The sequence below is a fragment of the Caballeronia sp. BR00000012568055 genome, assembly GCF_029439455.1.
In the GTDB taxonomy this organism is placed as follows: Bacteria; Pseudomonadota; Gammaproteobacteria; order Burkholderiales; family Burkholderiaceae; genus Caballeronia.
The window spans coordinates 1-11,328 of record NZ_JAQFVG010000123.1; the positions used below are offsets into that span (position 1 = coordinate 1).

Here is an 11,328-nt window from a genome sequence, read left to right on the forward strand (position 1 = left end):
CGACGCCCTATGTGGTGGCAAGTGAAGCCTTGCTGGTCAAGAAAAGCAGCGGCATTCAATCGGTCAAGGATATGGGCAATCGCACCATTGCAACCGTCAAAGGCTCGACCAATGGCGATGAAGTGCGCTCGCTGAATATCCCGATCAAGATTCAGGAATACGACAGCTCGCAGGCCGCCATTCTTGCCGTGAAGCAAGGCCAGGCCGACGCGATGATCGAAGACAACAACTTCCTCGCGTACCAGGCCAAGCTCGATCCGGAACTGTCCGTGACGAACGAAGCCCTCGTGCCGCTCGAATACAACGCATTCGGTGTGAAGGCCGGCGACCAGCAGTGGCTCAATTATCTGAACCTGTTCCTCTTCAATATCAACGCATCGAAGCTGAATGCGCAGCTTTACAAGAAGTGGTTCGGTGTCGATCCGCACTATTCGCTGAATCCGCAGTAATCCGAACGATTCAAACGCTCAGGCTGGAGATCACATGAGCTACCAATGGCTGACCCTCGCGGGCTACCTGTCCGACTTTCTGCACGCGGCATCGCTCACGCTCCAAGTGACCGTGCTGTCGTTCGTGCTCGCGGTGCTGCTCGGTCTGGTGGCGGCGCTCGCCAGTATCTCGCCGGTCGCGGCATTCCGCTTCATTGCGCGATGCTATGTGGAAGTGATCCGCAATACACCGGTACTGCTGCAGATCTTCATCGTGTTCTTCGGCCTGCCGTCGGCGGGAATCGCACTCGATGCGTATTGGGCCGGCGTGATTGCGCTGGGCCTGAACGTGGGCGCGTATCTGTCGGAAGTGTTCCGCGCGGGTATTCAGTCGGTGCCGCGCGGACAGATCGAAGCAGCGGGCATTCTCGGGCTGGAACGCGGGCAGATATTTACGGAGATCGTGTTGCCGCAGGCGGCGCGCGCGGTGTATCCGGCCATCGTCAATTATCTGATTCAGTTGTTGCTCGGCACGTCCTTGCTGTCGGCGATTGCATTGCCTGAGTTGACCGGCACGGCCACCGTCATCAACTCGCGCACGTTGCTGTATGTGCAGACGTTTTCGGTGACCTTGATCGCGTATCTCGTGCTCAGCAATGCGCTTTCGTGGCTGGCGGGCGTGTTTGGTGCAAAGGTATTTCATCCACCGCTGGTGATGCGCCCGCGCGCGCGTTTCAGCGGCTTGTTCGTGCGTCGCGCACGGCAGGCTTAACTCTCGCATCGGAGCGAATCATGTCATTCGAATTGCTGAGAACCAGTCTGTCGATTTTGTTGCAGGGATTGGTCACCACGTTGTTGCTGTCTTTGGCCGCGATCATCGGCAGTACGTTGATTGGTCTGCTTGCTGCGGTGTTGCGATCGTTCGGGCCATACGGCACCTCGCGTATCACTCAGTTGTACACAGAGTTGTTTCGCGGCACGCCCGTGCTGATCACGCTGATGTTTATCTACTTCGGCGTGTCGTATTTCGGCTATGCAATCGATGTATTCGCGGCTGGCGTGATCGGTTTGAGCGTGTATCAGGGCGCATATATCGCGGAAGTGTTTCGTGCGGGTATCGAAGCGGTGCCGAAGGGTCAGTGGGAAGTGTCGCAGATTCTCGGCCTCAATCGCACGCAGGCGTTCAGCTTCGTCGTGCTGCCGCAGACCGGGAAGATCGTGCTGCCGCCGCTGATCGGACAGTATCTGTCGCTCATCAAGGACACGTCGATTGTCAGCATGATCGGCATGTCCGAACTGATGCACGGCGGACAGGCCATTGTGGATCGCGTCGGACAGCCGGTGGCGATCTATGGTCTCGTCGCAGTGATTTACTTCGCGGTGTGCTTCCCGCTTTCGCAATGGGTCCGCCACCATGACCGCAGGAGAATCTCGTGAATCAAGTCAGTCAGAACAAGCCGGTCATTTCGTTGAACGGCGTAAATAAAGCCTTCGGTGCAACGCGTGTGTTGCAGGGTATCGATCTCGATGTGCGCTCGGGCGAAGTGCTCGTGTTGATCGGCGCATCGGGTTCGGGCAAGAGCACGGTGCTGCGCATCATGGCCGGACTCGAAACAAGCGACTCGGGCGAAGTCTGGGTCAACGATGTCCCGCTTCACGACCCGCGCCGCGCGCGAGAAATTCGCGGCCATGTCGGCATGGTGTTTCAGCAGTTCAATCTGTTCCCGCACAAGAAAGCGCTCGGCAATGTCACGCTCGCGCTCATCAAGGCACGCCGCATGAGTCCCGCCGACGCCCGCAAACGCGCAATGGAAACGCTCGATCGCGTGGGCCTGGCCGAACGTGCGGATCATTACCCGAGCCAGCTTTCCGGCGGTCAGCAGCAGCGTGTGGCGATTGCACGCGCGCTCGCGGTAGAACCCGGCATCATGTTCTTCGATGAAGCCACCTCCGCGCTCGATCCCGAACTCGTCGGTGAAGTCACGGAAGTGATGCGCGGCCTCGCACGCGATGGCATGACGATGGTCGTCGTCACGCACGAAATGGGCTTTGCGCGCAAAACTGCTGATCGCGTCGTGTTCATGGATAAGGGCGTAATCGCGGAACAAGGCGCGCCCGAGCAAATTTTCGTGAACCCGGCCAACGAACGCACGCGCCAGTTTCTGCATCGCGTTCTGGATCATTGACGGAGTATTCGCATGGCTGGTACGGATACATCGCGCGCTCGGGGTGTGGATCGCGTGATCGCGATTTTTCGTCAGTTGCATATCGCCCAACGTCCCATGACGATGCGCGAGCTTATCGAAGCGACCGGTGCGCCGCGATCGAGCATCTATGAATTGGTAGCAATCCTGACTGACGTGGGCTGGCTGGAAACATCGGCGGATGGCAGCGTGTTTTTTGGCCGTGAGATGCACTATTACGGCTCCGATTACGCCACGCACAACGATCTGATCAGCCGCGCGCACCTGTCCATTCTTGCGCTGGTCCGCAAGTATGACGAGACCACGCAGTTGTGCATGCTCGAAGGAAACAAGTACACGGTGGTGTTATCGGAAAGCAGTGCGCGGCCGTTCACCATCAGCTCGGATATTGGCGTACGCGTGCCGATTCCATGGACCGCCACGGGCCGTCTGCTGCTAGGCCATCTGAACGCCGATGAAATCCGCACGCTCATTCCCGCCGAAGATTTCGTGCTGGATAACGGCGTGAAGATCGAATTCGACGAGTTTTATCGCGACGTACAGCATGCGAAGGATCAGGGCTATTGCTGCACTGAAGGCTTGTCGAATGCGTTCCGGCTTTGTATGGCCGCGCCGGTGCGCGATCGTGCGGGCTTGCCGATTGCGGCGCTGTGCTTCATGACGAGCCGCGATACGGGCCCCGAGCGCCGCGCCGCCATGCTCGATGATCTGCTTCAGTCTGCCAAAGCTTTATCGCACAAGTAGCGTGAGTGTATGGACGATGATCTCGAAGAGAAGCTCCGCCTTCAGCAATCACGGATCGATCAGCTCGAACAGGAGAATGTCGCGCTGAAGGAGATCAACGGGATATTGCAGAAGGCGGTTGCTTATTACTCTTCAACCAGCACTTCAGCCAGCGAAACGCGGTTCGGGCAGTCCGCGAACGCCTAACCCGGTCACGGCGAACAAGCCGCCTTTATCCTTCTCTTTTTGCGGCAGCCCCCACATCGGGCGGCCCATTGTTGATACGTACAACGTATCGAGACTCGGGCCGCCGAACATCACGCTCGTCAGATTCCGCACCGGAAACTCGACGATACGATCCAGCTTGCCGTCAGGCGCAAAGCGCAAAATGCGGCCACCAAAAACAAGCGCCGACCACACGTAGCCTTCTTCATCCACAGTCGCGCCATCGAACGTACCGGCCATATTGTGGGCCGATGCAAACAGCCGCTTGTTACTGATCGCGCCCGTCTCGATATCGTAATCGTAGGTGTACATTTCCTTGCTGTACGTGTCCGTGAAATAGAACGTACGATTATCAGGACTCCAACACGGTCCATTTGAGCAACTGATCCCCGAATCGAGCCGCGTGATCTTGCCATCCGTATCCAGCCGATACAACCCGCCGCTGCGGGTCGATCGCTGCCCGCGATCCGCGTCATAACGATCGAAGTCATACGACATGGTTCCGGCGATAAAGCGCCCGCGCCGATCCACCTTGCCGTCATTGAAACGCGTCTCCGGATCGTCGCTTTCCGGGTCACCGATGAACTCCACGGTCTGCGCATCGAAGTCGTAAAAATGCAGGCCGTTGGCAAGCGCGACCACGGCACCGCCCTTTTCACGCAGCGCCATCGAACCGATATGACGCGGCACGAAATAGCGCTTCACATCGCTGCCATCCGCGCGGCAACTGTAGATTTCCGCGGCGGTGCTGTCGATCCAATAAAGCTTCTCTTCCTTTACGTCCCACAACGGGCCTTCGCCGAGATGATTGTTGGCATCGACCAGCAGGCGCACTTCGGGCATGTTTGTCTCCTTTAGTTCTTCTACTCTTTGGTTGAGCGTCGATGTGCAAGTAAAGCCATCAGGCGTCGATCACGCCAGCGACTGCGTGCTTCAATCTGATCGCGCGGCAATACGGCGCGACGTTCTGCATCGAGCTTGTCGAGCGTCGCGGCGGGCCAGTCGAACGGCACGCGCGTTTCCGCAATGCGCTTGTAGGTACCGCCATAGCGCGATGCGTAATCCGCCACGCCACCCGGCGCGTTCAGGTCGATGGTCTCGAACGGTCCCATAAACGACCAGCGCAAACTGAGGCCGTCGCGCATCACAGTATCGAGGTCTTCGGCGGTGGCATAGCCTTGTTCGTAGAGGCTTAGTGCTTCGTCGAGCACCGCGCCTTGCAATCGGTTCAGCAGAAAGCCTGATATCTCTCGATTCACCGTCACGGGCTTTTGTCTCGCTGCCTCGTAGATCGCGCGGGCGCGTTGCATGGTGTCGTCGGACGTCCACGGCGCGCCGCAAAGTTCGACCAAGGGCACGAGCGAAGGCGGATTCACCGGATGCGCGACGACGCATCGCGCGCGCCCTTGCAAGCCTTCCGTGAAGGTCGATGCGGGCAAACCTGAAGTCGAACTCGCGAGCAACGCATCCGCCCTGGTCAGGCGGTCCAATTCAGTGAACAGCGCCCGCTTTGCTTCGACGATTTCAGCTATGTTCTCCTGAACGAGATCGGCATCGGCCACCGCGTCTTTCAGCGCGACGCACGCTTCAATACGAGCCACGATGGTTTCAACCGGTTCATCGAGCAGTCCGAACGATGCGAGATCGCGCACGGTTTCAGTGATTGCGGGAATCGCGCCATCGAGCATATCTTTCGATGCGTCGTGAATCTTCACGTCAAAGCCGCTGCGCGCGAACACGATGGCCCACGCGCGTCCGATCCGGCCCGAGCCAATCACGGCAATTTGCTTTGCTTGCATGCGTTTGTCCCTTGTTTCAAGCACGTTTGTCGCGCAACGTGATGACAGCCGCCAGCACGACGAGTCCGTTGATGATGTCTCTCACCGCAGGCGGCACCGTCGTGCCTGCGAGCAGCGTGCCGAGCGCGGTCAGCAGCAACGCGCCGCCGAACACGCCGAGATAATGTCCGCGTCCGCCCGTAATCAGCGCTCCGCCCACGACGACCACGGCAATAGACGGCAGCAAATACGGATCGCCCATACCGAGAAACGCCTGCGAACTAAAGCCCGCGAGCAGCAAGCCGACGAGCGCCGAGCATAATCCCGACAGGCAATACACTGCGATCAGCGTCGAACCGACACGCACGCCCGAGAGCTTCGCCGCAACAGGCGAATTGCCGACTGCATACACGCGTCGTCCAAACGGTGTGCGATGAAGCAACAGCAACGCGATCGCAAGAAACAAGGGCACGCTCCACGCCGCCAGCGATAACGGCCCGATGCGTCCGTTCGTGAATTCGCTGATCGACGAAGGCGACCATCCTTGCGGCGAGCCGTTGCAATAGATCAGCGTCAGCCCTTGCAGCAAGCCATTTGCTGCGAGTGTCACGACAATAGGCGGCAAGCCGAGCACGACGACACCCACGCCATTGAACACGCCAACGAGCAAGCCCACGCACAATACGACCGGCACGGCCCACACGGCCGCGCCATTCAAGCCATGCGTCAGACCCGTTAATAAAACGCCCGATAGCGTGATAAGCCACGGCATCGACAAGTCGAGACCGCCGGTGAGAATCACCGCGCCTTGTCCGAGACCGAGGATCGCGAGAAACAACGTGAGCGTGAGCAAGCTGCTATAGAAATTCGCGCTGATGAGCACGCCCGGTCCATACACGATGCCCGTAATCGCCACCACACCGAAGAACAACGCATACGCAGGCACCACATACTTCACCCATTCGCGATTACGTTCGATCCAGTCCGCGAGCGCGCGGCCCTTCAACTCCGTATTCTCGATGGGCCTGAACGATGCCACTTCGAACGACACGCGCCGCGCATGTGAATCATCCTTCGCGCGCGTGCCGGTTCGCAGCGCCTTGATCCATTGCGCCGCATGACGCATCGATTCATGCGCCGCCGATTGCTTGCCGATCGATGAACCAAGTACCGCGAGAATCAGAATGACCGCTTCGGCAATCGTCGTAAAGAACGCGGACACGTTCAGCACCAACAGGATGTTGACCGTAATCATCAGCGTCATCGCGGCGAATACCGTGCCGAGCGCGCCACCGCGTCCGCCGCCGAGCAGCGTGCCGCCGAGGACCACGGCGGTGAACATCGACAGAAGCAAGGGGCGGCCAACGAGTGGATCGGCCGAACCCGTTTGCGCCGATACATACAGCCCCGCCGCCGCGTAAAACATGCCCGCCAGCGCGTACGTACCGATGCGATAACGCGTGACGGGCATGCCGTTCGCATACGCGCCGTCCGGGTCACTGCCGAGCGCGTAGATGCCCATGCCGAATCGCGTGCGCCGTACGAACGCCCATATCAGCAACGCAACGATCAGTAATCCTGCAGACATCGGCAACTTGTCGGGAATCAAATCCGACGTGAGGAAGCCGCCGAACTGATCGCCGACGCTGCCGCCCGGTTTGTTCTGAATCAGCAAAGTCACGCCCTGCACCATGAACATGGTCGCGAGCGTCACAACGATGGATTGCAACCGAAACCACGCAATCAGCGCGCCGTTCACTAATCCGATTCCGCCGCCGATGGCAAGTATCAACGCGACGCCCGCCCATTGCTCGACCGGCGAGCCTTGCACGAAGCGCACCGCCAGCACGTTCGCCAGCGACACCACCGCCGACGCCGACAGATCGAAGCCGCCCGACAGCACCACGATGGTCTGGCCGATGGCCGCGAGCGCAAGTGTCGTCGCACTGGAAATCACGGAGCCGATATCGTACAAACCGACCGGCGTGGCCGACAACGCGACCCACGCCACCATCATCGCGACAAGCGCACTGATCGCGATAATCAGCCCGCGATGATGGTCGATACGCGCGCCGACTCCCACGCGCGCGCCCGGCCGCACGATCTCGCTGTCAGGCGACGCAATGGCTATCTTCATGAATGACCTCTCAACTCGAAAGCATCTTGCGCATCACGGTTTCTTCCGTGAGTGCATCGCCCGATAATTCGCCGACATTGCGCCCGCGATACATCACACTCACGCGGTCGCATACATTGACGAGTTCGGGCACATCGGTCGAATAAAACAACACCGCGCCGCCTGCTGCCGCGAACGCGCGCATCAGCACAAAAATCTGATGTTTGGTGCCGACGTCGATGCCACGTGTCGGATCGAACATCAGCCAGACGCGACTTTGCGTCAGCAGCCATTTCGCCATCGCGATCTTCTGCTGATTGCCGCCCGAAAACGATAAGCATGGCTTATAGAGTGCGCGCGGATTGACTTCCATCTGCGCAAGCGACTGCGTGATTGCAGCCTGCTCGCGCTTGCGATCTATCAGACCGAAACGTGAATATCGACCGATCACGGGCAAGGACACATTCTCGCCACCGGGCAAGCGCAGAAACAAACCCTCCGTCTTGCGATCCTCCGGCAAAAAGCTGGTCGATACACCCGCTTTCAACGAATCCGCCGTGGACGTGAGCGTGACCGGCTTGCCGTCGATGCGTATCTCGCCATCATCGATATATGTCGCACCGAACAGCGCTTCGAACAACTCGCGCTGGCCCATGCCTTGCAAAGCCGCGATGCCGTGCACTTCGCCGGGCTTCAACGTCAGATCGAAGTCCGTGACGACGCCATCGACACGAATGTTTCGCGCTTCGATGGCAGGCACCGCGTCTTCTTTCACGGTCGCAACTTTCGGCGGATACTTCGCCTCGATCGAGCGTCCGATCACCAATCTGATTACTTCGTCATCCGATATATCTTTGGTATCGAACGCGCCCACATCACGACCATTGCGATACACCGTCAAACTATCGCAAAACTCCCGCACTTCCTGCATGCGATGCGAGATGAACACGAAGGTCACGCCTTTCGCCTTCATCTCGTCGATCCGCCGCGACAGCCACGCTACATCCGCACCGGATAAGGCAGAAGTCGGTTCATCGAGAAGCAGCACTTGCGGCCCACGCACGATAGCCTTCGCAATCTCGATCTTCTGACGCACGGGCAAGGACAAATCGCGTATGTAGGCACCGGGACGTACATCGGATAATTCGAGCTTTTCCAGCCATTCGGAAGCCTGATGCTGCGCCTCCTTCCTGCGAATGCGCCCAAGAAAGCCGACCGGCTCATACGACATCAACAGGTTCTGCGCGACCGTGAGATCGCGCACCAGCGTCATCTCCTGAAACGCGGTCTGCACGCCCGCACGATGCGCGTCTTTGGGGCCACGCATCGAGACGTCGTGGCCCATCACGCGGATGCTGCCCGTATCGGGCTGAATAAGGCCGGACAGCAGCTTTACCGTGGTCGATTTGCCCGCGCCGTTCTCGCCGAGCAGCGCGTGTACCGCGCCGCGCTTCACACGGAACGACGCGCCGTCGAGCGCGACCGTCGCGCCGAAGCGCTTGGTCACGTCCGACAAATCGATCGCGAGAGGATCGGTGATCGCGTGCATTGCGTCAGTCCTGGTTACCCGTCAGCGCGGCATTGAAACCGACTTCCTTGGTGTCTTCCGAGTAGATATCGGCGAACCAGCCCGGCGGCACTTTATCCGGCGGGAACGCGGTACAGCCCGCCTTCAGTTCATCGATACTGCCGGTCTTGCAGAGCTTCGATTCCGACGTCAGCACCAGCGGCAGCTTGAGCGTCACGCGCGCAGGGAAGTCCCCGCCATCGAGCTTGCGCACCGCCATTTTCAAGGCCATCGCACCCGAATACGGCGGCGCTCCATAGGATATCGAACGATATCCGATCGAACGATAAGAGCCTGTGCCCTTCACTTCGCCCGGCGGCAACATCTGAATGCGGTGCCCATTCGACGACTCGCCCGCGCACGGCTTGATCTTGTCGTCCGCAATGCCCGCTTCGAGCTGCATCGATGCCGCCGTGAAGCAGCCGACCTGCATCCACAGGCCATCGATCTTGTCCCAGCTATTGGTGGCGAGAATCTTCGACAACTCGGTTTTCGCCGTCGCCTGACTCCACATGCCCGTGCCTTCCGCCACGACCTTGATGCCGGGGAACTTCGCGAACACGGCCTTCGCCGCTTCGGTGCGCGCACGATCCACCGACGTGCCCGGCACGCCGTTAATCATCACAATATTGCCCTTGCCGTTGATGGTTTTGGCAAGCCATTCAGCGGTAACCGTGCCCGCCTGATGCTGATCGATGGTCACGTTATGCGCACACGGTTCGGTAACCTCACCATCGTATGCTGCAACGACCACACCTTTGGAACAGGCGTTCTTGATCGCACGATTCAACGCGGTCGGTGAAATCGGATAGATGATGATGGCCTTCGCGCCCGCCTGCACCATCGAGTTGATTTGCTGAATCTGCTTCTGCGCGTCGGTGCCCGCGACCTGCACTTCGAGATCGACCTTGTCTTTGAGCGCGGGCGTGTTGGCCATTGCCTTGACCATATTCGCGGCCTCGGTCTGCCAGTCGTTGCCGACATAGCTCATCGACAAGAATATTTTGTACTTGCCCGCTGCGTGCGCCTGCCCCGAAACCGCGAGCGTCGCCGCAACCGCGAGGCCGAGCGCAACCCGGCCCGCATGACGAATCGACTGCGTCCATGCTTTCATGTCTTCCTCCGAATCTTGGTTTTTTCGTCTGCTCTACTTAGCGATATGTGGCAAGCGCGCGCTTGCCGGCAATGCAATGCCCGAACTGCCCGGCACGACATTCGGGTCGTGTCCGGGAATAACGAAATCTGCAATCTGACGAATACGCGACAAGGAGCCTATTTCCGCGAGCGTTTCATGCACAATGCCCACCGGCACGAGATCGATGATGTTCTCCATGCAGTTTGCGCAGTCGCCCGCAATCAGCACGACGCCATCATCCGTGTCCACCGCGACGGACTGATGCCCCGGCGTATGTCCCGGCGTCGGCACCACGCGCACGCCAGGCACGATATCTGTCACGCCATGCACGAACTGCCAGCGAAAATAAGCCAGCGGTTCGCGGCCGATCAGGAACTCCTGGTAATAGGTCGCCTGCGTCGGCAGAGGATGCCCCGAGTATTCCCACTCGGCCGCCTGCACGATAAAGCGCGCATTCTTGAACAGCGTGTTGCCGCCCGAATGGTCGTAATGCAAGTGTGTATTGATGACGATATCCACATCGTCCGCGCTCCAGCCCACGTACTCCTTGAGCGCGCGTTCGAGCTTCTCTTCCGGCGCCTGCTCACATGGACACACGAAATTAGCGACCCAGCCCGGATCGTGAATGCCTGTATCGACGACGATCTTCTTCTGCGCGCCGACAATAGCCGTAGACCATACCGGCACTTTGATCTGTTGTCCGAAATAGCGTCCGTAGATTTGCGACGAGCGATCCACAGTGAGCCAGCCTGTCGGCATCGCGACTACTTTCAGCTTCGGTCTGTCGTACACGACGCCCTCCGCGTATCAGAAGTTGGTTTCGCTCGCGCCTTTCAGTGCGAGCATTTCGCGCGCTTCGGCCGGTGTCGCGATATCCAGCGACAAGCCTTCGATCACCTGTTTGATCTTGCGCACTTGCGCTGCGCTCGAATCTGCGAGCTTGCCCGGTTCGAGCCACAACGAGTCTTCCAGCCCCACGCGCACATTCGAACCCTGCGCCACGCCGATAGAACCAAGCGGTATCTGGTTACGTCCCGCACCGAGAATCGACCATACGTAATCCTTTCCAAATAGCCGATCCGCCGTGCGCCGCATATGCGCGAGGTCTTCCGCATGCGCGCCGATGCCGCCCAGCAAACCGAATACGCTCTG

General features: G+C 59.2%; 13 protein-coding genes. 6 read left to right on the top strand and 7 right to left on the bottom strand.

The annotated features are described in order from the left end of the window. The 6 genes from P7F28_RS07560 to P7F28_RS07585 form a co-directional block, all read left to right on the top strand. On the top strand, positions 1 to 449 hold a 449-nt coding region (locus tag P7F28_RS07560; protein WP_277183906.1), incomplete at its 5' end, for a transporter substrate-binding domain-containing protein. Between the two features lie 34 nt (positions 450 to 483). Continuing rightward, complete coding sequence (locus P7F28_RS07565) at positions 484 to 1,200, top strand: amino acid ABC transporter permease (RefSeq protein WP_277183907.1); 717 nt, start codon at positions 484 to 486, stop codon at positions 1,198 to 1,200. A 20-nt stretch (positions 1,201 to 1,220) separates the two neighbouring features. Continuing rightward, the gene (locus tag P7F28_RS07570; protein WP_277183908.1) at positions 1,221 to 1,865 is read left to right on the top strand and encodes an amino acid ABC transporter permease; all 645 of its coding nucleotides are present in this window, start codon (positions 1,221 to 1,223) and stop codon (positions 1,863 to 1,865) included. Continuing rightward, a complete protein-coding gene (locus P7F28_RS07575; RefSeq protein WP_277183909.1) occupies positions 1,862 to 2,614 on the top strand; it encodes an amino acid ABC transporter ATP-binding protein in 753 nt (250 codons plus the stop codon). Before P7F28_RS07570 ends, P7F28_RS07575 begins: the two co-directional genes overlap by 4 nt. A gap of 12 nt (positions 2,615 to 2,626) precedes the next feature. Further along, entirely contained in the window at positions 2,627 to 3,376 is a 750-nt protein-coding gene (locus P7F28_RS07580; RefSeq protein WP_277183910.1) for an IclR family transcriptional regulator, read from the top strand. A gap of 9 nt (positions 3,377 to 3,385) precedes the next feature. Next, a complete protein-coding gene (locus P7F28_RS07585) occupies positions 3,386 to 3,562 on the top strand; it encodes a hypothetical protein (protein WP_277183911.1) in 177 nt (58 codons plus the stop codon). Here the strand turns inward: P7F28_RS07585 and P7F28_RS07590 are convergent. From P7F28_RS07590 to P7F28_RS07620, 7 genes are all read right to left on the bottom strand, one after another. After that, the gene (locus P7F28_RS07590; protein WP_277183912.1) at positions 3,521 to 4,423 is read right to left on the bottom strand and encodes an SMP-30/gluconolactonase/LRE family protein; all 903 of its coding nucleotides are present in this window, start codon (positions 4,421 to 4,423) and stop codon (positions 3,521 to 3,523) included. The two genes, P7F28_RS07585 and P7F28_RS07590, sit on opposite strands and share 42 nt — an antisense overlap. Before the next feature lie 20 nt (positions 4,424 to 4,443). Then, entirely contained in the window at positions 4,444 to 5,379 is a 936-nt protein-coding gene (locus P7F28_RS07595; RefSeq protein ID WP_277183913.1) for a 3-hydroxyacyl-CoA dehydrogenase, read from the bottom strand. A gap of 16 nt (positions 5,380 to 5,395) precedes the next feature. Next, positions 5,396 to 7,495 (bottom strand): ABC transporter permease, encoded by a 2,100-nt coding sequence (locus tag P7F28_RS07600; RefSeq protein WP_277183914.1) that lies wholly within the window; start codon positions 7,493 to 7,495, stop codon positions 5,396 to 5,398. A gap of 10 nt (positions 7,496 to 7,505) precedes the next feature. Then, the gene (locus tag P7F28_RS07605) at positions 7,506 to 9,023 is read right to left on the bottom strand and encodes a sugar ABC transporter ATP-binding protein (RefSeq protein WP_277183915.1); all 1,518 of its coding nucleotides are present in this window, start codon (positions 9,021 to 9,023) and stop codon (positions 7,506 to 7,508) included. 4 nt (positions 9,024 to 9,027) lie between these two features. Then, entirely contained in the window at positions 9,028 to 10,155 is a 1,128-nt protein-coding gene (locus tag P7F28_RS07610) for a sugar ABC transporter substrate-binding protein (protein WP_277183916.1), read from the bottom strand. A 33-nt stretch (positions 10,156 to 10,188) separates the two neighbouring features. Then, the gene (locus P7F28_RS07615; RefSeq protein WP_306805825.1) at positions 10,189 to 10,935 is read right to left on the bottom strand and encodes an N-acyl homoserine lactonase family protein; all 747 of its coding nucleotides are present in this window, start codon (positions 10,933 to 10,935) and stop codon (positions 10,189 to 10,191) included. Between the two features lie 48 nt (positions 10,936 to 10,983). Beyond that, on the bottom strand, positions 10,984 to 11,328 hold a 345-nt coding region (locus P7F28_RS07620; protein WP_277183918.1), incomplete at its 5' end, for a 3-keto-5-aminohexanoate cleavage protein.

Excerpts from the sequence above, each read along its gene's own strand:
- P7F28_RS07565 (WP_277183907.1), top strand. The coding sequence starts at position 484 with ATGAGCTACCAATGGCTGACCCTCGCGGGCTACCTGTCCGACTTTCTG.
- P7F28_RS07570 (WP_277183908.1), top strand. The coding sequence starts at position 1,221 with ATGTCATTCGAATTGCTGAGAACCAGTCTGTCGATTTTGTTGCAGGGA.
- P7F28_RS07580 (WP_277183910.1), top strand. The coding sequence starts at position 2,627 with ATGGCTGGTACGGATACATCGCGCGCTCGGGGTGTGGATCGCGTGATC.
- P7F28_RS07585 (WP_277183911.1), top strand. The coding sequence starts at position 3,386 with ATGGACGATGATCTCGAAGAGAAGCTCCGCCTTCAGCAATCACGGATC.
- P7F28_RS07590 (WP_277183912.1), bottom strand. The coding sequence starts at position 4,423 with ATGCCCGAAGTGCGCCTGCTGGTCGATGCCAACAATCATCTCGGCGAA.
- P7F28_RS07595 (WP_277183913.1), bottom strand. The coding sequence starts at position 5,379 with ATGCAAGCAAAGCAAATTGCCGTGATTGGCTCGGGCCGGATCGGACGC.
- P7F28_RS07600 (WP_277183914.1), bottom strand. The coding sequence starts at position 7,495 with ATGAAGATAGCCATTGCGTCGCCTGACAGCGAGATCGTGCGGCCGGGC.
- P7F28_RS07605 (WP_277183915.1), bottom strand. The coding sequence starts at position 9,023 with ATGCACGCGATCACCGATCCTCTCGCGATCGATTTGTCGGACGTGACC.
- P7F28_RS07610 (WP_277183916.1), bottom strand. The coding sequence starts at position 10,155 with ATGAAAGCATGGACGCAGTCGATTCGTCATGCGGGCCGGGTTGCGCTC.
- P7F28_RS07615 (WP_306805825.1), bottom strand. The coding sequence starts at position 10,935 with ATGCCGACAGGCTGGCTCACTGTGGATCGCTCGTCGCAAATCTACGGA.